This is a genomic window from Cryobacterium sp. PH31-AA6 (assembly GCF_030063195.1).
GTDB lineage: Bacteria > Actinomycetota > Actinomycetes > Actinomycetales > Microbacteriaceae > Cryobacterium.
Genome location: NZ_JASISS010000004.1, coordinates 55,062 through 79,003, shown reverse-complemented (window position 1 = coordinate 79,003; position 23,942 = coordinate 55,062). Strand labels below are relative to the sequence as shown.

The window sequence follows — 23,942 nt, the reverse complement described above, 5'->3', positions numbered from 1 at the left end:
CGCTACCTTCCCAGCACGTTCTTCTGGAACTCGGTCAGGGTGACGGTTCCGGCCAGCGCCAGATCGAGCAGGGAGTTCAGCTCGCTGCGGTCGAACGGGGCGCCTTCGGCCGTGCCCTGCACCTCAACGAAGAGGCCGCGGCCGGTGACGACGACGTTCATGTCGGTCTCGGCCTTCGAGTCCTCGGTGTAGGCAAGGTCGAGCATGGGCACGCCACCGACGATGCCAACGGAAATCGCCGCAACGCTGTCGATCAGCGGCTGGGCCTTCTGGCCGATGAACTTCTTCTCCCGGCCCCATTCGAGCGCGTCGGCCAGCGCAACATAGGCGCCGGTAATGGCGGCAGTTCGGGTGCCGCCATCGGCCTGGAGCACGTCGCAGTCCAGGACGATGGTGTTCTCGCCGAGCGCCTTCATGTCGACGACCGCGCGCAGGCTGCGGCCGACCAGGCGGCTGATCTCGTGGGTGCGGCCGCCGATGCGTCCCTTGACCGATTCGCGGGCCATCCGGTCGTTGGTCGACCGCGGCAGCATGGAGTACTCCGCGGTGACCCAGCCGGTCCCCTTGCCCGCCATCCAGCGCGGGACGCCGTTGGTGAACGAGGCCGTGCAGAGCACCTTGGTGCGGCCGAAGGAGATCAGCGCCGAACCCTCCGCCTGGTCGCTCCAGCCTCGCTCGATCGTGACCGGTCGAAGCTGGTCGGTGGTTCGTCCGTCGGCGCGCACAATGTCGTTCACGAGGTCTCCTTGGTGGTGTTCGGATGCGATGCCGCGAATTCCACGAGCTCGCTGAGGTTGAAGGTGCCGGTCTGCACCAGATCGACCCGGGAAATATCCTGGCCGACCAGGCGGTGCGCGAGGCTGAGGAAGTCCTCGGCGCTGCCGCCGGTGGCCTCATAGCGGTAGGTCGGCGGGCGAGGGTCGACGCGTTCGGCGCCCTGACTGACCAGGGCACGGTAGACATCGTTGGCCGTCTCGGTGTCGCTGGACACGAGAGTGACGGTGTCGCCCATCACGTAGGAGATGGCCCCGCGCAGGAACGGGTAATGGGTGCAGCCGAGCACCAGGGTGTCGACTCCCGCCGACTTCAGCGGTGCGAGGTATTCCTCGGCGACCGCGAGGACTTCGTCGCCCGTGGTCACCCCGTTCTCCACGAACTCAACGAATCGGGGGCAGGCCTGGGTGAACAGCTGGATGGACGTTGCGGCGGCGAAGGCGTCCTCGTAGGCGCGCGAGTTGACGGTGCCGGCGGTGCCGATCACGCCGACCCGGTCGTTCCGGGTGGTTCCGACGGCACGACGCACGGCGGGCTGGATGACCTCGACCACCGGCACGCTGTAGCGTTCCCTGGCGTCCCGGAGCACGGCGGCTGACGCGGTGTTGCACGCGATCACCAGCATTTTCACGTCCTGGGCGACGAGGTCGTCGAGCACCTGCAGCGCGTAGCGGCGCACGTCCGCGATCTTCTTCGGACCGTACGGAGAGTGCGCGGTGTCCCCGATATAGAGGATCGACTCGTTGGGCAGCTGGTCCTTGATCGCCCGGGCGACGGTTAAACCGCCTACTCCGGAATCGAAGATTCCAATCGGTGCATCCGTCACGTCAATCGAGCTTAGTCGGAATCGTGCGCTCCCGACGAAGTGCCCGGCCCCTTGCGCGATCGGCGCGAGTGCGCGTCACAGGCCCTCGCACCGGCAGATTATCGGCATATTCTCAGGGTCCCCGGCGAGGCCCCAGCACGTGCCAGCACGGGAATATGGGCGTAACTACACTCGGAATATGGAGCCCGCCAGCCGACGGTAACCGCACAGAATGACGTCGCATTCGTCGTTTGAGGAGATGACCCAGTGAATGATCGAGTCGTAATTACCGGGTTGGGCGCCTTGACGCCGCTGGGAAACACGTGGCGGGAAACCTGGTCGGGTCTCACGAACGGCCGAAGCGGAGTCGCTCGCATCACGCAGTTCGACCCTGAGGGTCTGCCGACCCAGATCGCCGGCGAAGTGAAGAATTTCGTTCCGGCCGAGCAGATGTCCATCAAGCAGGTCAAGCGGGCCTCCCGCGCTTCCCAGCTCGCGATCGCAGCCGCCCGCGAGGCCGTGGCGGACGCGGGCTTCGGTCCCTCCATGGAGGGGATCGACACCGCCGTTGTCGTCAACAGCGCCGTCTCCGGATTCGCGGAGATCCAGGAAGCCACCGAACTCGTCAACTCCGGCGGTTCACGTCGCATTCCCCCGCGCTTCGTTCCGTCGTCCCTGCTCAACATGGCGGCCTGCGAGGTCGCAATCGACCTCGGCGTGCACGGCCCGGTCAACGCCAGCGCGCTGGCCTGCGCGAGCGGCGCGTACGCCCTGCTGGAAGCCAGGACGCTCCTGATGATGGGCGACGCCGATGTCGTCATCGCCGGCGGCGTTGAAGCCGCCATCACACCCGTCATGTTCGCCGGGCTCAACGCGATGCACGCCGCCTCGAAGAACAACGATTCCCCCACCGAGGCGAGCCGGCCGTTCGACGCGAACCGCAACGGACTCGTCTTCGGCGAAGGAGCGGTCATCTTCGTGATGGAGCTCCTCTCCCACGCCAGAGCCCGTGGCGCCCGCGTCTACGCCGAGGTTCTCGGCGGGGCACTGACCAGCGACGGCCACAGCATCGTCGCCCCAGAACCGACCGGGAAGTACGCCAGCCTCGCGATGGCCAGGGCGCTGGTGAAGGCAAAACTCAATCCCAGCGACATCGACATGATCTGCGCGCACGGCACCTCCACCCAGGCAAACGACCGGGCGGAAACCTCGGCGATCCGCCAGGCGCTCGGCACCTCGGCCGACGGAATCGCCGTCACCGCACCCAAGTCGATGACCGGCCACCTGATCGGTGCGGCAGGCGCCCTCTCCGGCCTGCTCTGCGCACTGTCGATTCGCACGGGAATCATCCCGCCGACCATCAACTACGTCACCCCCGACCCCGATTGCACCCTGGACTACGTTCCGCTGACGGCACGGGAGACGCCGGTACGCTACGCCCTCGCGAACGCCTTCGGCTTCGGCGGGCAGAACTGCATCGTCGCGTTCGGATCAGTGTAGGAAACGGGAGAGATCAGGCCGGTGCGGATAGGGTTTACCGGGTGACCGAATCCTCAGCATTCCGCACCGACCGCTACGAACTCACCATGGTGGACGCCGCCATCCAGAGCGGCACCGCCGACCGCGAGTGCCAGTTCGAGGCTTTCGCCAGGCGGCTCCCGTCCGGCCGGCGGTACGGCATCGTCGCCGGCACCGGCCGACTCCTCGAGCTCATCCGCGATTTCAGGTTCACGGATGCCGAACTCGCCTGGCTCGACGAGAACGCCATCGTGCGCCGCCCCACCCTCGACTGGCTCGCCGACTACGCCTTCCGCGGCGACGTCTGGGGGTACCAGGAGGGCGAGGCCTACTTCCCGGGTTCACCCCTGCTCATGGTCGAGGGCAGCTTCGCCGAGTGCGTTGTCCTCGAAACCCTGATTTTGAGCGTGCTCAACTACGACAGCTCGGTGGCCGGCGCCGCCGCACGGATGGTGTCGGTGAGCCTGGGCCGGCCGATCGCGGAGATGGGTTCGCGGCGCACGGGAGAGTATTCGGCCGTCGCGGCAGCGAGGGCCGCCTACATTGCCGGCTTCGCGTCCACGAGTAACCTGGAGGCCGGTCGCAGCTGGGGCGTCCCGACCATGGGCACGGCCGCCCACTCGTTCACGTTGCTGCATGACAGTGAGGAAGACGCCTTCCGGGCCCAGGTCGCAGCGTTCGGGACGTCGACCACGCTTCTCGTCGACACCTTCGACGTCACCCGCGGGATCGACCTGGCCGTCGCGGTGGCAGGCCCCGGGCTCGGCTCGATTCGGATCGACTCCGGAGACCTGCCGACCGTCGTCGCGGGGGCGCGGGCGCAACTGGACTCCCTCGGCGCCGTGAACACCCGGATCACGGTCACCAGCGACCTCGATGAGTACTCCATCGCCGCACTGTCCGCCTCACCCGTCGACGCGTTCGGCGTCGGGACATCCGTCGTCACCGGGGCGGGCGCTCCGGCCGCCGGCATGGTCTACAAGCTGGTCGCGCGCCGCGGCGACGCGGGAGACTGGGTCTCCGTCGCCAAAACCTCGACCGCAAAGGCCTCCGTGGGCGGGCGCAAGCGTTCGGTGCGACGCCTCGACACCTCCGGGGTCGCCCGGGCGGAAATCATCCTGATCGGGCAGCCCGACGAGGCTGCCGCCGGCGTCGATGCCCCGGGCGGGCACGACCGGGCCCTGCTCGTGCCGTTCATCACCGACGGCGTCATCGACGAGTCCTACCTCGGAGCTCCCGGAACCACGCGGGCCAGGAGCCACAACGCCCGCGTCATGCAGGAATTACCGATCGAGGCGTTCCGGCTCGGCCGGGGTGACCCCGTCATCCCCACGCTGTACCGCTAGCTCTTTCGGACTAGCCCTTCATTTTCTCGTAGATGGCCTTGCAGCTCGGGCAGACCGGGAACTTCTCCGGGTCGCGTCCCGGAAGCCACTTCTTGCCGCACAGGGCACGCACCGGCTTTCCGGAGATGGCGGACTCGAGGATCTTGTCCTTGGGAACGTAGTGGGAGAACCGTTCGTGGTCGCCCGGTTCGATCTGCTCCTGGTTCAGCAGCTCCTCGAGCTCGCGGTCAAGCGTGGACGTTCCCCCGCCCGGCTGGCCCGGTTCTGCAATGCTCGCGCGAAAGTCTTCAGTCATACCAACATTGTAGGCAGGAGATGACGATCCGGCGCGGGCGGGTCAGGCTCTAATCGCGGAGGCAAGCATCTCCGGCCCGCGGAGTTCGAAGGTGCGGGACCCGAGCCAGATCCCACCGACCAGGGTGAGCAGGCCGACACCGACGCCGGAGAACAGGGCCGGAAGGTGCCAGATCGGATCGGCGAAGATGCCGAGCAGGGCGAACCCGATCGCCGGCAGCGAGAGCAGGATCGAGCCGGTGAAGGTGAGCGACTGGATCATCGCCGCGGCGGTATCGGACGACTGCGGCTGGGCGAAGGGGCTGTCCCCCGGCTTCGTCGACGGGTAAGGGAACCGGGCCGAGGTGTAACTCGAGAATCCCAGTCCGGTCAGGAGGATGCAGGTGCTCACTCCGAGCACGGACGGCAGCACCGTCCAATCACCGAAGACGGAGACGCTCAGCGCGGACCCGATCCCGATCAACGGGATGCCGACGAACAGGGTCGGGACCAGCCGGCCGATTCGATCGGCGAATCCGCTGGTGCCGGATGCGACGTGGAGCCAGATGGCCGTGTGGTCGTAAGCGACGTCGTTGTGCATCGTCCAGCCGAGGAAGATGCACATCAACGGCACGGGCAGCAGGGCGAGGTAGCTCAGCGGGACCCCGGCGAACGACAGGGGCAGGATGACCAGGACCGGGATGATCGGGATCATCACCATTGACATCCAGTACCGGGAATCCCGGCTCCAGTAGGTGAGGCTGCGGGCCGCGATGCCGCCGATCGGGGTGTGCGGCATCCGGTCGAACCAACCGAGTCCGCCGTACTGGCGGGCCTGGGCCTCCCGACCGGGCGTCACGAGCATCCGGGTGACGAGCGCCTGCCAGGCCAGCCAGAGCAGGTACACGGTGACGCCGGCGATCAGCAGCTTGAGCATCGCCGGCCCCCAGGCGCCGGCGGAGGCGTCACCGGGGACAGACCAGGCGGCGCCGAGTGGAGTCCAGCCGAGGATCGCCGACAGACCCCCGAGCAGGTCGAGGCCGTAGCGCTCCCAGTCCAGGTTGAGGATGAGCAGCACGACGGGGGCGACCATCACGAGCAGCAGCACGCCGATGATGCCGGTCAATTCCCGGGATCGGCGGGTCGCCAGCAGGAACGCGGCAACCGAGGTGCTCACCCGGGAGGCCAGCATGCAGGTGGCCAGCAGGAGCGCGGCAGCGACAATCGCGAGCAGCGTCTCGAGCACACCGCGCGACCAGGTCACGACGGTGCCCACCAGGACGAGAGACAACACGAATGCGGGCACTCCCACCAGAGAGGCGAGGGCAAGTCCCACGGCGAGCCGGCGATTCGGGATGCCCATGGTCGCGAACTTCCGTGGGTCCATGCCATCGTCGATGCCGAAGACGAGGGGTACCAGCAGGAACCCGAGCACGACGATCGATCCAGCGACCACCATCCCGTCACGAACGGCCACGACATCGCCGACGAACCGAAGACCGACCAACAGGGCCACGAGGCCAACGGCGACCGCCAGCCCGTAGAGGAGCGCGACCGCAATGCCGACGACCTGCCACGGGCTACGCCGGAACAGATTCGCGATCAGGCGAAGTTTTAGTCCGAGAAACTGTGCAGCCACTCCATGCCTTCCGCAACTTTTCGTCCGCCGGCGAGTTCGATGAACCGCTCTTCCAGGGTGTTTTCGCCCCTGACCTCGTCGATCGTGCCGGCGGCAAGGACCGCTCCCTGCACGATGATGGCAACATGGTCGCAGACCCGCTGAATGAGGTCCATGCCGTGGCTGGACAGCACTACCGTGCCGCCGCTGGCCACGTACTTCTGAAGAATCTCCGTGACGTTGACCGCGGACACCGGGTCGACCGATTCGAAGGGTTCGTCGAGCACGAGCACTCGCGGCGAGTGGATCATCGCGCAGGCCAGCGCGATCTTCTTGGTCATGCCTGCCGAGTAGTCGGCGACCAGACGGTTGAGGGCATCCTCGAGACCGAAGGCCGCTGCCAGGTCGGCCGAGCGCTTGCGCACCGTGACACCGTCAAGGCCGCGCAGAACCCCCGAATAGTAGAGGAGTTGCGCCCCGGTGAGCCGGTCGAACAGCCTGAGCCGGTCCGGCAGTACACCGATGACGCGTTTGGCCGCGATGGGGCTGCCCCAGACGTCGATGCCGTGCACGTGGACCGTGCCGGCGTCGGGCCGAAGCAGACCGGTGATCATTGACAGCGTTGTGGTCTTGCCGGCGCCGTTGGGGCCGACGATTCCATAGAAGGAGCCTTCGCGCACCTCAAGGTCGATCCCGGAGACGGCAACGGTGGTGCCGAAACGCTTCTTGAGCCCGGCAACCGAGAGGACCACCGGGGATGGCGGACCCTCTGGAACCGGCGGGGCGGTCTTCGCACCGCGCTTCGTCGTGCTGCGCGGCGATCGTGCCGCCGTCTTCCTGGGCGTCCGCACGGCTTTGACCGGGGCCTCGACCGTTTCGACCGTCTCGACTGTCTCGACCGTTTCGACCGTTTCGACCTTGGGCGCGGCCGCCCCTGAGTCATCGGGCTCAGCGGGCGACGTCGGTTCGCCGGCCGGAACGACGGCCTCCTGCTCAGCCGGTGCCGGCTCGGTGACGGTTGCCTCGACCACGGTCAGATCGGCGACCTCGGCTTCGGGAGTCGCGGAATCGGCTACGGCCTTGTCCAGTGACGACGCAAGCGCTGCGGCCCGGTTCGCCGCGGCCCGGCCGGCGCGCGCCTTCGCCGTGTCGGCCCGTGCCGCGCTCGCCTTGGTGGCCGATTCGGACTTTGCCGCGGCCGTGCGACTGGCCGTGGCCTTGGACGCCGCCGATCGGGCGGTCGTCGGCGTCGGCGTCGGCGTCGGCGTCGGCGAATCCTGCAGGTTGCCGGATGCCGCGGCCTTGGCCGGGGCGGGACGGGCCGCTGTCGTGCGTGCGGAGGTGGTGCGGGCCGGAGTCTTGCGCACGGGCGCCTTCCGTACCGAAGTCTTCGGCACGGCGGTCTTGGACGCCGCGTAATCCGCCGCCGAAACGTCCTTCTGGACAGCGGGCGCGTGTGGTTTCGCCGGCGTTTCCGCCGCTACGGGCGGGACTGTGGTGGGCTCGTCGGGCTCGGAGTTGGGGGGCGGAATTGTCACCTCGCTAACTTACCAAGGACCGTCTGACAGCGCAGGGTGCGAGCTTCCAGGGACCCAAACCCGGGGCAGATCAGCAGCCTCGGTCACGAAATGAACACACTCTGGAACCGCCTCTTCCCCCCAATAGTGGGCATAGGTTAGACTAGCGCTGGCATAACGGCGTGTCTTTACGTGAACTTATGAGTGAACCCAAGACAAACTTGTTCGAAACAAGAGTCGTATGCACGGGTCGCTCCATCTTTTTTTAGGAGACAATCGTGACCACCCAGGTAGTCATTTTGGCAGCAGGCATGGGAAGCAGACTCGGTCGTTCGCTTCCGAAGCCGCTCACCGAGCTCAACGACGGTCGAACGATCATGCAGCAGCAGTTCGACAACATCGCGCACGCCTTCGGCAAGAAGGCCAAGGTCACCATCGTCGTCGGATACAAGCTTGAGCACATCATCGAGGCGTTCCCGCAGGCATCCTTCGTCTATAACGAAGAGTACGACCAGACGAACACCTCGAAGAGCCTCATGCGCGCCCTTCAGGCCTCGAGCACCGGCGGAGTGCTGTGGATGAACGGCGACGTCGTCTTCGACCCGGCCATCCTCGACCGCGCCGCGGCCATGGTTGCCCGCGACCAGTCGTTCGTGACCGTCAACACCTCAAAGGTGTCCGACGAAGAGGTCAAGTACACGACCAGCGCGGAGGGCTACATCAAGGAGCTTTCGAAGACCGTCAAGGGCGGCCTCGGCGAAGCGGTCGGCATCAACTACATCTCCAGCGCCTACAAGGCCGTGCTGCTTCACCACCTCTCCAAGGTCGGCGACCAGGACTACTTCGAGCGCGGCATCGAACTCGCGATCGAGAAGAACAACCTCCTGGTCGAGCCGCTCGACATCTCCGACTTCTACGCGGTCGAGGTCGACTTCGCGGAAGACCTGGAACGGGCGAACCTCTTCGTCTAAGCGCGAATGGACAGCGAAAGACCCCCCGCGACTCACCTGCGGGGGGTCTTTTCGTACCGAAGACTCGCCGCAGCCCCGAGTGGAGTCGCAGCGGTCCCACCTCACCTACGATTGGTCGAGTGAGTAGTCCTGCTGAAGTGCGCCCCGAGCAACGCACATCATTCGCGCGCTACCGGCATTCGCTCTGGTTGCTGACTCAGCGCGACCTTCGGGTACGGTATTCAACCTCGCTCCTGGGCTATTTCTGGTCGATCCTCGACCCGCTGGTCATGGCCGGCATTTACTGGTTCGTCTTCACGCAGGTTTTCAGCCGCGGGGTGGGCCATCAGCCGTACATCATCTTCCTGCTCTCGGCCCTGCTGCCGTGGATGTGGTTCAACGGCACAGTCTCGGACTGCACCAGGGCTTTCCTGCGGGAGGCCAAGCTCATCCGCTCCACTCGGATCCCCCGCACAATCTGGGTCAATCGTCTGGTGTTGTCCAAGGGGATCGAGTTCCTCGCTTCGATCCCGGTTCTGATCTTCTTCGCGATTCTGGCCGGTGCTCCGATCACGACCGGGGCGTTCCTGTTCCCCCTGGCCATCCTGATCCAGACGGTGCTGACCATCGGTGTCGGACTCATGGTGGCGCCGCTCGTGGTCTTCTTCCGCGACCTTGAACGGGCCGTCAAGCTCGTACTCCGGTTCCTGTTCTACGCCTCCCCGATCATCTACAGCACCACGGATCTTCCCTCCAGTCTTCACTTCTGGGCGGCGTTCAACCCGCTGAGCGGGATCTTCGGCCTCTACCGGGCGGCATTCTTCCCCGACAACCTGGACTGGCTCACCGTCGGCATCAGCGCCGGGATGTCCTTGGCCCTGCTCGGCCTCGGGATCCTGGTCTTCAAGCGCACCGAGCGCGCAGTCCTGAAGGAGATCTAGTGCAGGCGCCAGTCATTTCGCTGACCGGAGTCGGCATCCGTTTCCGGCGCAATCGCCGCGGGCGCCGAAACTTCAAGGACCTCTTTGCGGGCGGTCGCCGAAGAAGCCGTCCCGACGAGTTCTGGGCCCTCCGCGACGTCTCCTTCACCGTTCAGCGGGGCGAAGCGATCGGTGTGGTCGGCCGCAACGGCCAGGGCAAGTCCACCCTGCTCAAACTGGTCACGGGCGTCGTCCTGCCCGACGAGGGCACCGTGCACGTCACCGAGGGGGTGGCGCCGCTGATTGAGATCACCGGTGGCTTCGTGGACGATCTCACCGTGCGAGACAACGTCTACCTCACGGCGGGCCTGCACGGCATGACCCGCAGCCAGGTCGACGCGCGCTTCGACGACATCCTGGACTTCGCCGAGATCGGCGACTTCATCGACACCCCGTACAAGCACCTGTCCAGCGGGATGAAGGTGCGTATCGCCTTCGCCGTGATCTCACGCCTTGAAGAACCCGTCCTGCTCGTCGACGAGGTGCTGGCCGTCGGCGACAAGGCATTCCGCGAGAAGTGCTACCGGAGGATCGAGGAACTCCTCGCAGGAGGGCGCACCCTGTTCTTCGTCTCCCACAACGAACGGGACCTGCGCCGGTTCTGCACCCGAGGCCTGTACCTGGACAAGGGAGCGCTCGCGCTGGACGGTCCCATCGACGACGTCCTCGCGCTCTACAACACCCAGTACGGCATCAAACCTGCGTGACCGTGCCCCTGCGCATTCCCCCACCGGGGTCGGGCAGTTTTCAGTACCGGCACGTAAACTCGTCGGGAGCCGAAGGAGAGCCGAGTGATGGCCAGAAAACAGGAACCGATCGTGTCGTCCACCGGCGGGCTACCCCGCGGCGGCCAACTACCGCCCACGCTCACCAGGAGCTTCGACCGGGTCCTGGCGATTCACCGCCCCGCTGTCCTCGCTCACATTCGGTCCATCCGCCGTCGATCGCCCCACGCGGGACCCGTTGAGATCGTTCGGGTCCTCGAGCGGCGCTACCTCGCCGCGGTGACGACCGGGGGCGCTGCCGTCGGCGCGACGGCCGTGATCCCGGGCGTCGGAACCGGAATCACGCTGGCGCTGTCCGGAGTCGAGACCGCCGGTTTCCTCGAGGCCACGGCCCTGTTCACCCAGTCGGTCAGCGAGGTGCATGGAATCACCGTCGACGACCCCGAGCGGGCACGGGCACTGGTGATGACCATGATGCTCGGACACGAAGGATCGGCCCTGGTTCGCCAACTCTCCGGCCAATACACCGGAACCGGGGCGGGACGCAGCGTTTATTGGGGAGAGCTCGTGACGACCAGCCTCCCCCGGGCCGTCATGGGGCCGCTCACCGATCGGCTGCGGAACGCATTCATCAAACAATTCGCGGCCAGAGGCGGCGCCAGCCTGATGGGAAAGGCGTTGCCGTTCGGGGTCGGGGCGGTCGTGGGCGGCGCAGGCAATCACATTCTGGGCAAGCGGATCATCCACTCGTCGCGGCTGGCGTTCGGGCAGGCTCCGGTCGAATTCCGTCCCGAGCTGGAGCCGAGGGTGCGGCCGACCACGCCCGGCCTGGTGTCCAGGGCGCTGAGACGCGCCAGTGCCGAGCGGACGACCTTGGTCGACAGCGGCGAAGCACCGAAGCCGGACTAGGTGTTGTCGGCGTCGTCCACGTTTGCCGGATCCGCATCGAGAACGTCGGCGCCCACCGCCGTCGGGTGCATCGCGTCGAACCGTTCCCATTCGTCCATCAGGTGCTGCACTGCAGCGTGGAATCGCTCCGTGGCGACCCCAGCGCGGGTGTCCCCAAAGTATCGTTCCACCCACACGGCCAGTCGCTGTTCCGCCTCGCTGTCATGGGTCAGGTCGTCCACGACGCTCACGATGTCCCCTGCCGCGCCGGCATCCAACCACTCGCAGTCCGACAGGTAGCCGCTGGTATCGATCTGGGCACTGGGGTTCACCGGGCGCGTCACCAGGAGGGCCTTGCCTGCGGCGAGGCGGTCGTACACCATGGCCGAAATGTCCACGATGGCCACATCCGCTGCCGAAAGTTGCCAGCCGAGGTCGGGGCTGGCGTCGTAGATGTGCCTCGCCCGCGCATCCCGCGAGTTGGCCGCGGCGATCGCCGCAATGATCTGACGGTTCGCAGCCGCGTAGTCCCCGTCCACGACACCACTACGCGGGTGCGGGCGGTAGATCACCCGGTGTCGTCCCGTGGCCAGCAGGGCCGTCACGAGCGCCACACCGTGGGTCGCGATCGAGCCGTACGCGGCAGCCGGCCGGTCGCCCTCCCAGGTCGGGGCGTAGAGCACGACCTGGCGTTCGTCGGGGGTGTACGGGAGCGTCCCGCTGTAATGGTCCGCCTGCGGCCGCCCGATCTTGAGCGCCCGCTTGTCGAAGTCGTAATCCCAGAGAACCTTGTCGAGGCGGGCCAGCGCGGCATCCCCGGCGACGAAGGCATAGTCGTAGGCCTTGATCTGGTTCGTGACCATGTACATCTTGTCGCTCTCACCATGGTTGATGAAAACGTGCCAGCGGCGCCCGTAACGCATCATCTGGAAGTTACGCGGGTTCTGGTTGACGTAGAGCACGATCCGGATGTCCTGCTCGTCGAGCAGGCGCTCGAGGTCGGCGACCTTTCGCACGTACGCGACCGGCACTGGCGCCTCTTCCATCAGTGGCAGGGCACCGTTGCCGCTCCGGCTGAGGATGAGAACGGGCCATTTCTCGGCGAGCTTCGCCAGCGGCTTGTACCACTGACGCATCTGGTAGAGGTTGACGTCGCCATCTGCGAAGTAGACCGCGATCTTGAAGTGCTGGTCCGGCCGTAGATCACGGGTCGCCAACCGTCCGTTGAGGAGCCGTTGAGCCTTGCGTGATGCTTTGACGTCCCTGACCAGCTTGAATGCGCGTCTGACGTCGCTTTGTATACCCACTAGTCAAGAGTACCGATTGAGACCGGCCGACGGCTCCGCGCAAGCCCCCGAAGGGGTGTGCAGCGCCGAATCAGACGATCGGCGGTCGACCGGCGAGGGTCATCCGCCAGACGGTGCGTGCCTTGAGCGGCCGCCGCTCCCCCGGGTCGGTGGTCCAGCCCTCGCGGAAACCACCGAACCACGCCCGGAGGGCCGGCCTGTTGCGTGACCAGCGCAGGAGCTGGATGCCCAACCAGGCGCCCGCATAGACGGGCACGAAAAGTGCGGGGAGGTTGCGGCGGGCGAGCCAGACCCGGTTGCGGGCGTTGAGCCGGTAGTAGTCGGCGTGCCTCGTCTGCTCGATCACCGGGTGATTGGCGACAAGATCTCCCGCGTACCAGGTGCGCAGGCCAAGATCCCAGACGCGCCAGGCGAGTTCTATGCCCTCGTGGGCATAGAAGAACGGTTCCGCCCAGCCGCCTGTCGCGTCGAAGACCGTCCGGGGCAGGAGCACCGCGCCTTCCCAGACCGAAAAGACGTTACTGGAATGCGTGGCCTCACCTTTTCGGATGCGCGGGATCCACCGACGGGGCGAGACGATGCCTGATGGGTCAACCACTCTCGGTTGCACGAGGCCGATGGTCGGGTCGGCGCGGAGCATGGCGACCGCCTCAGAGAGAAAACGGGGGTCGGGGATGCTCGCATCGTCGTCGAGGAAGAACAGGAATTCACCGGCAACGGAGGAGACCCCACGATTGCGTCCGGCCGGAATCCCGAGGTTGGTCGGCAGCCCGAGGGATTTGACCCCCGCCGGCAGGCCGTCCGGCTGCCAGCCGTTACCGACGCAGACGATATCGAGGTGGACATCCTGCTGGTCGAGCAGTGAACGGATGCCGCGGCTCAGGTCGTCAGGCCGGGTGCCCTGGGTGAGCACGACGACGCCGACCGTTGGGGTGGCGGGCCCGATCGGGACGGTCTCAGGCACGGACACGCTTGGAGGCCATGATGGCGACGAAGTGGCCGACGAGGGCCAGGAACGCCAGCGGGATGAGTGCGATCAGCACGATCCGGTCGACGAGGGGCTCGCCGATGAAGCTGCCGAGGATGGCCGCCACGAAGATCAGCATGGTGAGTTCGACCGAGTGGTACAGGCGGTGGAAGGGCACGAACCGCACGAGTCGGCGCACCTGCGCGAGGCGGCTCGAGGTGAGCGTCTTCTCCCCGCGCGTGTCGGACAGTTTGGTGAGCCCTGCATTCGCCCTGGCCACGTGCACCATATCGTTGAGGGCCTTGTTCAGCACGATGATGAGGGCGAGGAGCAGGGCCAGGGTGGTCCAGAGCAGGTCGGCCGGAGCCTCGAACGGGTAGGCCGCCGCGCGAATACCGAAGGCGATCGGGATCAGCGCCTCGGTCGTGTAATGACCGACCTTGTCGAGGAATACCCCGGCAGGCGAGGACTGCTTGCGCCAGCGTGCCACTTCGCCATCGCAGCAGTCGACGAGCATCTGCAGCTGACCGAGGATGAGCGCCAGCAGCGCGCCCCAGACTCCCGGGATCAGCAGCGCGGCGGCCGTCGACCAGCCGACCAGGATCATCAGTCCGGTGACCCCGTTGGCGGTGATCCGCGTCTTAAGAAACAGCCAGGTGATGTAGGGCGAGATGTCGCGCAGGTACAGCGACGCGGTCCAGTGCTCCGCGTTCGCCCGCAGGCGGACCTCGGGCGGCTGGGCCACGGCTCGCAGCTCGGCGATCGAGGAAGGTCGTGCAGACGCGGGTGTTCCTGGCGTCATGGGTGCCTCCGGGTGTGGGCCGTGATATTGGTGGTGAGTTTCAGATATCCGAGCAGGAATCCGATGCCCCAGCAGAAGTGGATGCTCGGCAAGACTACGAGAAACCAGAGCCCGGCACGAAACCCGTCCGGCCGGGTGACGGCCACGGTGGCGACGAGGTCGATGAGGAGGTAGAGCGCCGGCGCGGCGAAACCGAGCAGGAGCCACGCTGCAGTGCCGCCCGTGAGCGCGGAGACTATTCCGGCCAGGCCGAGAATCAGCCCCAACACGACGCCGAGCACCATCACGGGAGGGGCGAAGTAGCGGATGCCGTTGGACGCCGGGAAGCGCCGGGCGAGTTCCCCGCGCCAGAGACCGGTTGACACCATTTGTCTGGCCAGACGGGCCAGGCTCGGACGCGGGCGGTAGACGACGCGCAGACGCGGCGTGAACCAGACGGTCCCGCCGAGGTCGCGGATGCGTCGGTTCAGTTCCCAGTCCTGGCCTCGCTTGATGCCCTCGTCGAAGAGGCCGACCCGAACCAGACTGTCCATCAGGAAACAGCCCAGGTAGACGGTCTCCGCCTTGCCTTCCGGGCCACCGACGTGAAGGGGCGTTCCGCCCAGCCCGATCTTCGTGCCGTATGCGCGGGCGACGGCCTTCTGGAACGGACTCTCACCCTGCGCGTCCATGACTCCGCCGACGTTGTCCGCCCCGGTGCGTTCGAGCGTCTCCACCGCGATGCGGGCGTAGTCGGCAGGAAGCACGGAATGGGCATCCACGCGGATCACGACCGGATACTGCGAGGCCCTGATGGCGATGTTCAGCCCGGCGGGCGTCGATCCGACCTCGTTTTCGACGACCCGGATGCGCGAGTCGACGGCCGCCATTTCCTCGACGAGTTCCGTGGTGCCGTCGATGCTGGGCCCGAGAGCAAGGGTGACCTCGAACGGTCCGGTGTAGTCCTGATGGAGGAGGCTGAGCACCGCATCGCGCACGTGGGTGACGTCGTTGAGCACGGGCATCACATAGGAGACGCCGAGCAGCGGCGTGTCTCCGCGAGGTGGCACCTGGCTGGTCATTTTTGCAATCCTCCGGAGGGTCGCTTGAGCCTACCAGCCGCGACTTTGCCACCCATGCGTGACCCCCGGAACGCAGAACTGCGCCGCCGGCAGAAAGCCGGCGGCGCAGAGGAAGGAAGGAGCGCTCGGTCAGCTGGCGAGCTGCCCGACGGTGACGGACACGGTGACGGACTTGCCGCCACGAACGTAGATCAGTTCGGCCTTGTCACCGGCAGCGAGCGCACGCACCTGGGCGGTGAGGTCATTCGCGTCGGTGATCGGGAACCCGTTGAAGTTGGTGATGACATCGCCCTTCTGCAGGCCCGCCTTCTGGGCGGCCCCTCCGGACGACACCTCACTGATCAACGCGCCGACGGTGGTGCTCTTCGGGTTGCTGGCCGCGCTGGTCACGCTCGCCCCGAGCAGGCCGTGGGTGGCCTTGCCGTTGGCGATCAACTCGTCAGAGACCCGCTTGGCCAGGTTCGACGGAATCGAGAACCCGACGCCGATGCTGCCGGCCGCCGTGGTCGACGAACCGCCCGCGTTGGCGATGGCCACGTTGATGCCGATCAGCTCGCCCTTGGCGTTGAGCAGGGCCCCGCCGGAGTTGCCGGGGTTGATCGCGGCATCCGTCTGGATGACCGGCAGGGAGATGGAGCCGGAGTTCGACGCACCCTGTTGCGGGGACTGGGTGCCGTCCTTGTTGGGCAGATCGAAGAAGAACGGGCTCTGGTCGCCGGGAGCGGTCGCGTCCGGCGTCGTGGGTGCGGCCGAGGAGGCAATCGAAATGCTGCGATTGAGCGCACTCACGATGCCGTCGGTGACGGTTCCCGACAGGCCGAGCGGGGCGCCGATGGCGATGGCGGTGTCTCCGACATTGAGCTTGCTCGAGTCGGCGAAGGTGATCGGGCTGAGTCCCTTGGCGTCGGTGAGCTTCACCACGGCGAGGTCGGAGATCGGGTCGGTGCCGACGATGGTGGCGGCGTAGAGCTTGCCGTCGCTGCTCTTGACCTGGAGGGTCGCGTCGGCTGCGGCGCCGTCGAGAGTGACGACGTGCGTGTTGGTGAGGACGTAGCCGTCTTCGGTGAGTACGACGCCCGAGCCGGTGCCGCCGGAGTTGCCGCTGCTGGCCTCGATCGTGACCACGCTGGGCGACGCCTTCGCGGCCACGGCGGTGATCTGGTTGACGCTGGTGGAGTTGTTGACGACCACGTTGCTCGGTCCCTGCGCCTGATTGACGGGGATGCCGGAGCTCTGGTTGGTCAGCACGAACGCGGTCACGCCGGCGCCGGATGCGCCGCCGACGAGGGCGCCGATGGCCAGCGCGGCAACCAGGGCGATGCTTCCCTTGCGGTTCGCGGGGTTCTTCGCCTGACCGGACGCGGTGTGCGGCAGTCCGTCTGCCGTGGCGTAGGCCTGCGGCGCCGCGTTCGGGGCGTAGTAGTGGGGAGTGCCGGGGTCGCCCGGCAGCGGACGGCCGAAGGCATCGGTGGCGTAGGGGGTGGTCTCGTGGGCCTGGTAGGGCTGCTGGGCGCGGCCGGCTTCGGACGGCGCGGCGGCGGGCGCGGCGGCGGGCGCGGCGGCGGGCGCGGCGGCGGGCTGAGCCGCATCCGTCAGGACCTCGGTCGGCTGCACGTCGGTCGGCTGCACGTCGGTCGGCTGCACGGCGGTCGGCTGCTCCGGCTCGTTCTGGGCGGGCGCAACGGTTTCGGCGTGTTCTGTCGGAGCTTCGGCTTCCCCGGCGGCGTTGACTTCGATCGGAATTGCGTCGTCGCGGTGATCCGGGTTGGTGCCGGAGTCCTGCGTGTTGTCTGTCATAGTGTGCTCCTTCCAAGCGATGCCAGCTTCGCGCCCGAACCTGAGTGAATGGTTTGTGCAGGCTGGGAGCATTCAATGATGAAGCCGTGACCTTCCCCGCAAGGTAGGTGACCGCATCGGCGTCAGCAGCCCGGGCCCGCCGCATAGCCGGTGCAGCCCCGGTTGACGAGCACGGTGTGCGCCTCGGCGACCACCACGCCGAGGGGGCTGGTCGGCACGGCCAGTGTGCCGCGCACGGTGCGCCAGGGAATCCCGGCGAAGCGGTATTCGGCCGAGGAGAGGACGCTGAGACTGATCGAGTACCCGCCGGTTCCCGTGAAGGTGTGGCTGGTGGGCGTGTCGGAGAACTCGGGAAGGTTCAGTGCCGCCCAGGTCGCGCCGCCGTCGGCTGAGTCACGGCCCTGGCCGTCCCCATAATCCCAGCGGAAGCCGACCGGGGTGAAGCGCACCTCGGCCGGAAATCCGAGCAGCGCCCCGGAGCGGGAGTGCACGGCGGCAGTGGCGATGAAGTTAGTCGGCAGACCGACAACGCTCCAGCCGCGCGGCTCCATCTGCTGGGTCGGGGCAGCGGGTCGGAAGTTGACGAGATCGCTCACGCTCACGACCAGGTTCGGATCGCATGGCGTGCCGGAAACACAGTTGACGGTGAACCAGTCCCGCACGATCGTGTTCGGTCCCGGAGGACCACCCGCACCCGGTTGGACTCCGCCACCGGTCGCGGAGTCCCCGGCCGAAGCAGCACCGTCGTAGCCACCGGCGTTCCCGCCCCCGCCGCCGCCCGAAACGGTGTCGAACCCGGCGGACAGGTCTACCCCGCCGCCGTTGACCGTGCCGCTCACAGCCGGTGGTGGACAGAGGCCCGCTCGTAAGTCCCCTTGCGAGCATTGCCCCGTTTCAGCAGTCGCAGAATCGCCCACTCCAAGATTTAGGAACGAGACGGAAACGGCCACTGCGGCCGTTAGCAGAAATTGGTGCCGGTCCATGTCACGCTCGATGAAATCTTGAGTCCAGGAGACGCGACCTGTGAGTTCTGAAATACAACTTGAAGCGGAAATCTGTCGACGCGATCTGCCGGCACAATGCTGGTGCCCCCTTTTTCGAGCACGTCCACATTCGAAAGGTCTGAACAGAGGTAAGTGCTAACCAAGACATTGCCGCTCCCATCATCGGTGATCGCTTGGATCTGGACTGAGTCAAATGTTGTGGAGCCAACTGACCGGTACTCCTTCTCGGCGTAGTTTTGAGCCGTCCCAACCTCCGCGCTTAGAGCATCGCCGACAGCGACGTCCGACAGTGGGCTGACCTCACGTCCACCGTTCGCCAGAACTGCGTCTATCGTTTGCAGGTAGGCCGCATAGGCGGCGGTGGCTGCCGCGAGAGCCTCGGCGTCCGAGGCGAAGACCGGGGCATCCATTGCCGTCGTGGCAGACGGGCTCGGAGGAGCCGGTTGCGGCGCGCAGCCGGCGAGCGCGAGCATGCCGACGAGAGCCATGGCGCCCATGACCGGTCGGCAACGACTGACGAACCGCATGCGCACACCGTAGAACGATTTCGGCGAAGCCGGGCGAACTGTGCACAGGCCGGAGTGCGGGCCCGAAAGAAGATGTCGTAGCGTGGAAGAATGCAGGCGAGACGATGACGATCCCCGGCGCCTGGCGGCGCACCGCGCGAGGCGCCGGCCTCCTCGCCGCAGGCGGCACGGTCGCGGCGAGCATCTTTGCGGAGATGAGCGCCCTCGCGGCCAGAACCGGCGCGATCAACCTCGGCCAGGGCTTCCCCGACGAGGATGGTCCGCCCGAGGTGCTCGAGGCCGCTCAGCAGGCAATCAGGGACGGCGTCAACCAGTACCCACCCGGCCGGGGGCTTCCCGTGCTGCGCGAGGCCGTCGCCCGGCACCAGCACCGCTTCTACGGGCTGACTCCGAACCCCGACACCGAGGTCCTGGTCACGGCGGGGGCGACCGAGGCCCTGGCCGCCACTATCCTGGCCCTGATTGAACTCGGCGACGAGGTCGTCACCTTCGAGCCGTTCTATGACGCGTATGGCGCCCTGATCGCCCTCGGCGGCGGAGTGCACCGCACCGTGCGCCTGCGGGCGCCCGATTTCCAACCCGATCTGGATGAGCTGCGGGCAATGGTCAGCGACCGCACCCGGCTGATCATCGTGAACAACCCGCACAACCCGACCGGCGCGATCTTCCCGGTGGAAACGCTGCAGTTGATCGTCGAACTCGCCGAACGGCACGGCGCCGTAATCGTCACCGATGAGGTCTACGAGCACCTCACCTTCGGCGTGCCACACATTCCGATCGCGACACTTCCGGGCGCGGCCTCGCGAACGATCACCATCTCCTCCGGCGGCAAAACATTCAACACCACCGGCTGGAAGATCGGTTGGCTCACCGCCCCGGAGCCGCTGGTCACTGCGGTCCTCGCCGTGAAGCAGTTCCTGACCTACGTGAATGGGGCGCCGTTCCAACCGGCGATCGCCGCGGGGCTGGACCTTCCGGACGGCTTCTACGCGGGGATCGCCGCCGACCTTCGATTCAAGCGGGACGTTCTCGAGCGCGGGCTCATCGCCGCGGGGTTCACGGTCAGCCGCCCTGATGGCTCGTACTTCATCGTGGCGGATGCCGCCCCACTCGGTTACCCGGACGGCGCCGAATTCTGCCGGGCACTGCCGGCCCTCGCCGGGGTGGTCGCCGTTCCGATCGCCGCATTCTGCTCACCGGAGCACCGCACCGAGTATGCCTCTCTGGTGCGCTTCGCCTTCTGCAAACGAGTCGACGTGCTCCAGCGTGCCTCCGTGCAACTGGCCGGACTCACGGCCGGCGCATAACTCCTGCAGATCGCGGGCCGCGACATCCGGCGCCCCGTGTTTCCGAGGGCGATCCGGAAGCCGGGCCGAAATAGCAGGAGTTATGCGAGTAAGCCGGGGTTAGTGCTGCAGGGCCGGGTAGTCGGTGTAGCCCTCGGCGCCGGCACCGTAGAAGGTGAGCGGATCCGGGGTGTTCTGCGGCAGGTCGTTCAACCAGCGGCGCACGAGGTCGGGGTTCGCGATCGCGGCCCGCCCGACGACAACAGCGTCGGCCAGGTCGTCGGCGATGACCGCCATCGCCTCTGCCCTCGTGGTGATGCCGCCGAATCCGCTGTTGACCATCACCGGTCCGCCGAAGCGAGCGCGGAGGCCCTGCACGAGCTCACCGGCCGGTTCCTTGTGCAGGATGCTCAGGTAGGCCAGGCCCAACGGCGCGAGGGCGTCCGCGAGGGCGCCGTAGGTGGCGGTGACGTCGGCGGCATCCGGCTCGAGTGCGTCCTGGATGTTGTGTTCCGGTGAGATGCGGATGCCGACCCGACCGGCGCCGATGGCCTCGGCCACGGCGGTGACGACGTCGATCACGAAGCGCGCGCGGTTCTCCGGCGAGCCGCCGAAGGCATCCGTGCGTTGGTTCGACGCCGGCGACAGGAACTCGTGCAGAAGGTAGCCATTGGCACTGTGGATTTCGACCCCGTCGAGCCCGGCGGCGATGGCGTTCCTGGAGGCCTGAACGAACTCGGCGATCACCGCGGGCAGCTGGTCTGCACGCAGTGCGCGAGGAACGGGGTAGGCATGCTTTCCGTCGTAGGAATGGGTCTCACCGGCGATGGCAATCGCGCTCGGGGCGACGACCTCACGGCCACCGTTCGTGGCCGGGTGAGTGACCCGGCCGGCGTGCATCACCTGGGCGACGAGGCGTCCCCCCGCGGCGTGCACGGCGGTGGCGACATTGGTCCATCCCTCGATCTGCTCCGGGGTGACCAGCCCGGGCTGCCCGGGGAAACCCTGGCCGACATGGCTCGGGTAGGTGCCTTCGGTGACGATCAGGCCCAGGGTCGCGCGCTGGCGGTAGTGCTCGACGACAAGCGGACCCGGCACTCCCTCAACGCCCGAGCGCACCCGGGTCAGGGGCGCCATCACGAGGCGGTTGGGAAGTTCAAGCTCACCGAGGGTGAGAGGGGAGAAAAGATTCACGGTTGCTCTTTCTGTCTGGCGGGCACGATCGGGCGGCGAGACGCCGCCGCCGATTCTCCGGCGGGTGCCCCTGAGGGCAACGGGCTTCCGGCCGGAACTATTCCGCCGAACCGGGCAATCCGACACTTCGTCCGTAACGAACCTCTGTCATGACCATCCTCCTGGCGCGCCCCCCGGACACCGATCCGGCGCCCCCGGATGCTTCCGGAGCACAGGTGGCCACCCCACCGGCAGTCGACCGGTACTGCCCATACCCGCTCTCCACCAATCCGCGCCGCTTCGGTCTCACGACCAGCACGATGCGGCTTCGCGGCGGGGACATCACGGTGCGCCACGGCCGCCGCACCGACAGCGACACCGCGACGATCCTGCTCCACGGCGCCGCCGGGTCCTGGACGACCTGGACACCGCTGCTCACCGCCGCGGACGCCGCCTCGACCCCCGGTTTCACCGACCTGATCATCCCCGATCTGCCCGGTTGGGGCGACAGTACGCTCGACCCGGATGCCGGCGGCCCCAGCATCGAGGCGACGGCCGCCCTCGTCGCGGAGGTCGCCGAGGCGCTCGGCTATCGCCGCTGGCGGGTGCTCGGCCACTCGATGGGAGGCTTCATCGCCTTGGAACTGGCCGCGGCCTTCGTTGCCGAGACCAAATCGGTGGGCCTCGTCTCGGCAACGACCTACTCCGTCATCGAGAGCGTGCGGCACCCCGTGTCCCACTTCGGCATCCTGCCCGCCTATACCGCGCTGCTCGGGGTCATGCGCGTGCTCGCCCGGTTGGGCCGGGCCGGAACCGCCATCGTTCGGGCACTCGACCGTCTCAAGGCGCTCCGTGCGCTGACCGCTCCCCTCTTCAGCCGGGTCGCGGCGGTGCACCCCAGCGTGATCTCCGCGCTCGCAGTCGAGGTGCGACCGGGCCGTTTCGGCGCGGCGTCCTCCCTCGCCGGCCGGTACGACGCGGATGCCGCCTGGTCGCGGATCCGATGCCCGGTCGCGGCCACCCACGGTGACGGCGACGTGTTCGTCGCCGCATCGGACGCGATCAGGCTGGGCCGCGTCATTGGGGACTTCGTGCCGCACACCGTCGCCGGCACCGGGCACTTCGGCCACGTCGAACGACCGGCCGAGACGCTGCGGCTGCTCGCGCCCGTTTCAACCCAGGCGCCAATTCTCTTGTGAACCGCCGTCAATACGACCACACTGAGGTGACGAGAAGTTCCTGAGACCAGGCCACACCGAATCACAGGCTCACGAGCGCTTTTGCAACCAAATGAAAGCGGCACCCCATGGGTTCCTTGACATATGACCGGGTCACCGTCGAATTCGACGATCGCATCCTGGCTCACCTGCAGATCGTGATCGTACAGAAATTACGGCGCGGGGAGAGCTTCCTGCTGTCCTGGCGTAACGCGGCCGAGGCCGGCGACGGCCGCAGTTCCGCGTGGCTGCACCCGGCCATCCCCCTGTATTTCAAGTTCTCCGGCGGGCAACCGCCCTCGATCAACCCACTCTGGCTGGCCCAGCTCACCCGCTCGGCCAATAGCTCGCAGGGCCTGGTGGCCACCGGGGAGGAGCACGCAATGTCCGACCCCGACGATGTCGGCAATTCGAAACGAAGTCACCGGCCGGAACAGAAGTTCGCCGTGCGGAACGCGCCGACCTCACAGGATACGATCGCCGCCGAAAGCTGAGCCCGCTAGCGCGGCAGCACGGTGAACCGCCGCAGCGCCAACGACGGGTTGACGGCCCGAACCGACTCGACCCTCGCCCGCGAAACCCAGGCGACCGCGACATCCGTCGTCTCGCCGATCGTGACCAGCTCGACGCCCATCGGGTCGACCACCATGCTGTTGCCGACGCCGACGGGCGGGGCGTGGTCGGCGGCGGCGAGGTAGACCGTGTTCTCCAGTGCGCGAGCGGTGACCAGGGTTCGCCAGTGGTGCTCCTTGAGCGGCCCGCGCACCCACTCCGACGGCACCAGGACGAGGTCGACCCCCGCGTCGACGAGGCGGCGCGTCACCTCGGGGAAACGGATGTCGTAACAGGTCTGCATCCCGACGAGGAGTCCGTCGACCTCGAACGTTTGCGGTGCCTCCATCGTTCCCGGCAGCACCCAGTCCGATTCCCGGTCTCCGAATGCGTCGTAGAGGTGCAGCTTGCGATACGTCGCGACCAGGTCGCCCGACGGGTTGAGCGCCACGAGCGTGTTGGAGAACCGATCCGGGTCAGCGCCGGATTCGAGCATGCCCGCAACGACATGAATCCCGAACTCGGCCGCGAGCGCGCCGAGCGCCGTGACGAAGGCGCCGTCCAGCCGCTCCGCCGCCGTCACGAATGAGCGCCCGAGTACGGGCTCGAAGAAGGACGAATACTCCGGAAAGACGACCAGTCGGGCTCCCCGGGTGACCGCGGTCGCCGCCAGGGCGCGCATGGCGGCGATGTTGGCCGCCGCGTCGGCACCCGGTGTGAACTGGGCGACCGCAACACCGACGGCGGAGCCGGCGGAATCAGCGGAGTCAGCGGCTGCTGCGTCGGCGGCGACGGTATCGATCATGGCGCCAGCCTAGCTGCCGCCACTGATGGCGAGCGGGTACCGTCGAGCGC

Annotated in this window: 23 protein-coding genes; 9 read left to right on the top strand and 14 right to left on the bottom strand. The window is 67.1% G+C overall.

The features are described 5' to 3' along the window. Positions 1-2: 2 nt before the first annotated feature. On the bottom strand, positions 3-737 hold the full coding sequence (gene rph, locus QMG61_RS05015; RefSeq protein ID WP_283493240.1) for a ribonuclease PH: 735 nt from the start codon (positions 735-737) through the stop codon (positions 3-5). Continuing rightward, positions 734-1,600, bottom strand: a complete 867-nt coding sequence (murI, locus tag QMG61_RS05010) for a glutamate racemase (RefSeq protein ID WP_283493239.1) — start codon at positions 1,598-1,600, stop codon at positions 734-736. The genes rph and murI overlap by 4 nt, the downstream gene beginning before the upstream one ends. Positions 1,601-1,846: 246 nt before the next feature. Between murI and QMG61_RS05005 the strand changes: the two genes are divergently transcribed. Both QMG61_RS05005 and QMG61_RS05000 read left to right on the top strand, forming a co-directional pair. Next, positions 1,847-3,079, top strand: a complete 1,233-nt coding sequence (locus tag QMG61_RS05005) for a beta-ketoacyl-[acyl-carrier-protein] synthase family protein (RefSeq protein WP_283493238.1) — start codon at positions 1,847-1,849, stop codon at positions 3,077-3,079. 41 nt (positions 3,080-3,120) lie between these two features. Next, positions 3,121-4,443 carry a nicotinate phosphoribosyltransferase gene (locus tag QMG61_RS05000; protein ID WP_283493237.1) on the top strand — a complete coding sequence of 441 codons (1,323 nt, stop codon included), beginning with the start codon at positions 3,121-3,123 and terminating at the stop codon, positions 4,441-4,443. A 10-nt stretch (positions 4,444-4,453) separates the two neighbouring features. Here the strand turns inward: QMG61_RS05000 and QMG61_RS04995 are convergent, their stop codons facing one another. From QMG61_RS04995 to QMG61_RS17515, 3 genes are read right to left on the bottom strand one after another with little or no spacing between them, the layout of a single operon-like run. Beyond that, positions 4,454-4,738, bottom strand: coding sequence for a DUF3039 domain-containing protein (locus QMG61_RS04995; protein WP_283493236.1), 285 nt, complete (start codon positions 4,736-4,738; stop codon positions 4,454-4,456). A gap of 42 nt (positions 4,739-4,780) precedes the next feature. Further along, positions 4,781-6,355: a hypothetical protein gene (locus QMG61_RS04990; RefSeq protein WP_283493235.1), complete on the bottom strand. Its 1,575-nt coding sequence runs from the start codon at positions 6,353-6,355 to the stop codon at positions 4,781-4,783. Then, positions 6,331-7,872 carry an ABC transporter ATP-binding protein gene (locus QMG61_RS17515; RefSeq protein ID WP_502847010.1) on the bottom strand — a complete coding sequence of 514 codons (1,542 nt, stop codon included), beginning with the start codon at positions 7,870-7,872 and terminating at the stop codon, positions 6,331-6,333. The genes QMG61_RS04990 and QMG61_RS17515 overlap by 25 nt, the downstream gene beginning before the upstream one ends. 257 nt (positions 7,873-8,129) lie before the next feature. On the opposite strand from QMG61_RS17515, the gene QMG61_RS04980 reads away from it, so the two are divergent. From QMG61_RS04980 to QMG61_RS04965, 4 genes are all read left to right on the top strand, one after another. After that, entirely contained in the window at positions 8,130-8,822 is a 693-nt protein-coding gene (locus QMG61_RS04980) for a phosphocholine cytidylyltransferase family protein (RefSeq protein ID WP_283493234.1), read from the top strand. A gap of 119 nt (positions 8,823-8,941) precedes the next feature. Beyond that, entirely contained in the window at positions 8,942-9,742 is an 801-nt protein-coding gene (locus tag QMG61_RS04975) for an ABC transporter permease (RefSeq protein ID WP_283493233.1), read from the top strand. After that, positions 9,742-10,488, top strand: coding sequence for an ABC transporter ATP-binding protein (locus QMG61_RS04970; RefSeq protein WP_283493232.1), 747 nt, complete (start codon positions 9,742-9,744; stop codon positions 10,486-10,488). The genes QMG61_RS04975 and QMG61_RS04970 overlap by 1 nt, the downstream gene beginning before the upstream one ends. Before the next feature lie 87 nt (positions 10,489-10,575). Continuing rightward, positions 10,576-11,415, top strand: coding sequence for a hypothetical protein (locus QMG61_RS04965; protein ID WP_283493231.1), 840 nt, complete (start codon positions 10,576-10,578; stop codon positions 11,413-11,415). Here QMG61_RS04965 and QMG61_RS04960 read toward each other — a convergent pair. The 7 genes from QMG61_RS04960 to QMG61_RS04930 all read right to left on the bottom strand — a co-directional run bounded on the left by QMG61_RS04960 (position 11,412) and on the right by QMG61_RS04930 (position 18,859). Further along, complete coding sequence (locus QMG61_RS04960) at positions 11,412-12,701, bottom strand: CDP-glycerol glycerophosphotransferase family protein (protein ID WP_283493230.1); 1,290 nt, start codon at positions 12,699-12,701, stop codon at positions 11,412-11,414. The two genes, QMG61_RS04965 and QMG61_RS04960, sit on opposite strands and share 4 nt — an antisense overlap. 70 nt (positions 12,702-12,771) lie before the next feature. Beyond that, positions 12,772-13,665, bottom strand: a complete 894-nt coding sequence (locus QMG61_RS04955; protein WP_283493229.1) for a glycosyltransferase family 2 protein — start codon at positions 13,663-13,665, stop codon at positions 12,772-12,774. Continuing rightward, positions 13,658-14,470 carry a CDP-alcohol phosphatidyltransferase family protein gene (locus QMG61_RS04950; protein WP_283493228.1) on the bottom strand — a complete coding sequence of 271 codons (813 nt, stop codon included), beginning with the start codon at positions 14,468-14,470 and terminating at the stop codon, positions 13,658-13,660. Before QMG61_RS04950 ends, QMG61_RS04955 begins: the two co-directional genes overlap by 8 nt. After that, entirely contained in the window at positions 14,467-15,531 is a 1,065-nt protein-coding gene (locus QMG61_RS04945) for a glycosyltransferase family 2 protein (RefSeq protein WP_283493227.1), read from the bottom strand. Before QMG61_RS04945 ends, QMG61_RS04950 begins: the two co-directional genes overlap by 4 nt. 129 nt (positions 15,532-15,660) lie before the next feature. Continuing rightward, positions 15,661-17,328 (bottom strand): S1C family serine protease, encoded by a 1,668-nt coding sequence (locus QMG61_RS04940; protein WP_283493226.1) that lies wholly within the window; start codon positions 17,326-17,328, stop codon positions 15,661-15,663. Between the two features lie 122 nt (positions 17,329-17,450). Next, a complete protein-coding gene (locus tag QMG61_RS04935) occupies positions 17,451-18,167 on the bottom strand; it encodes a hypothetical protein (protein ID WP_283493225.1) in 717 nt (238 codons plus the stop codon). Positions 18,168-18,286: 119 nt separating this feature from the next. Then, the gene (locus QMG61_RS04930) at positions 18,287-18,859 is read right to left on the bottom strand and encodes a hypothetical protein (RefSeq protein ID WP_283493224.1); all 573 of its coding nucleotides are present in this window, start codon (positions 18,857-18,859) and stop codon (positions 18,287-18,289) included. A gap of 104 nt (positions 18,860-18,963) precedes the next feature. Between QMG61_RS04930 and QMG61_RS04925 the strand changes: the two genes are divergently transcribed. Further along, positions 18,964-20,166 (top strand): aminotransferase class I/II-fold pyridoxal phosphate-dependent enzyme, encoded by a 1,203-nt coding sequence (locus QMG61_RS04925; RefSeq protein WP_283493223.1) that lies wholly within the window; start codon positions 18,964-18,966, stop codon positions 20,164-20,166. A gap of 99 nt (positions 20,167-20,265) precedes the next feature. On the opposite strand, the gene QMG61_RS04920 is transcribed toward QMG61_RS04925, so the two are convergent. Next, complete coding sequence (locus QMG61_RS04920; protein WP_283493222.1) at positions 20,266-21,339, bottom strand: alkene reductase; 1,074 nt, start codon at positions 21,337-21,339, stop codon at positions 20,266-20,268. Between the two features lie 149 nt (positions 21,340-21,488). Here QMG61_RS04920 and QMG61_RS04915 point away from each other — a divergent pair, with 149 nt between their 5' ends. After that, positions 21,489-22,517: an alpha/beta fold hydrolase gene (locus QMG61_RS04915; RefSeq protein WP_283493221.1), complete on the top strand. Its 1,029-nt coding sequence runs from the start codon at positions 21,489-21,491 to the stop codon at positions 22,515-22,517. Between the two features lie 107 nt (positions 22,518-22,624). Next, positions 22,625-23,029 (top strand): DUF7882 family protein, encoded by a 405-nt coding sequence (locus QMG61_RS04910; RefSeq protein WP_283493220.1) that lies wholly within the window; start codon positions 22,625-22,627, stop codon positions 23,027-23,029. Between the two features lie 5 nt (positions 23,030-23,034). Here the strand turns inward: QMG61_RS04910 and QMG61_RS04905 are convergent, their stop codons facing one another. Further along, positions 23,035-23,892 carry a carbon-nitrogen hydrolase family protein gene (locus QMG61_RS04905; RefSeq protein ID WP_283493219.1) on the bottom strand — a complete coding sequence of 286 codons (858 nt, stop codon included), beginning with the start codon at positions 23,890-23,892 and terminating at the stop codon, positions 23,035-23,037. Positions 23,893-23,942: the final 50 nt, after the last annotated feature.

Coding starts and splice junctions, on each gene's coding strand:
- QMG61_RS04995 (WP_283493236.1), bottom strand. CDS start 4,738: ATGACTGAAGACTTTCGCGCGAGCATTGCAGAACCGGGCCAGCCGGGC.
- QMG61_RS04965 (WP_283493231.1), top strand. CDS start 10,576: ATGGCCAGAAAACAGGAACCGATCGTGTCGTCCACCGGCGGGCTACCC.
- QMG61_RS04950 (WP_283493228.1), bottom strand. CDS start 14,470: ATGACGCCAGGAACACCCGCGTCTGCACGACCTTCCTCGATCGCCGAG.
- QMG61_RS04945 (WP_283493227.1), bottom strand. CDS start 15,531: ATGACCAGCCAGGTGCCACCTCGCGGAGACACGCCGCTGCTCGGCGTC.
- QMG61_RS04940 (WP_283493226.1), bottom strand. CDS start 17,328: ATGACAGACAACACGCAGGACTCCGGCACCAACCCGGATCACCGCGAC.
- QMG61_RS04930 (WP_283493224.1), bottom strand. CDS start 18,859: ATGCGGTTCGTCAGTCGTTGCCGACCGGTCATGGGCGCCATGGCTCTC.
- QMG61_RS04925 (WP_283493223.1), top strand. CDS start 18,964: ATGACGATCCCCGGCGCCTGGCGGCGCACCGCGCGAGGCGCCGGCCTC.
- QMG61_RS04915 (WP_283493221.1), top strand. CDS start 21,489: ATGACCATCCTCCTGGCGCGCCCCCCGGACACCGATCCGGCGCCCCCG.
- QMG61_RS04910 (WP_283493220.1), top strand. CDS start 22,625: ATGGGTTCCTTGACATATGACCGGGTCACCGTCGAATTCGACGATCGC.
- QMG61_RS04905 (WP_283493219.1), bottom strand. CDS start 23,892: ATGATCGATACCGTCGCCGCCGACGCAGCAGCCGCTGACTCCGCTGAT.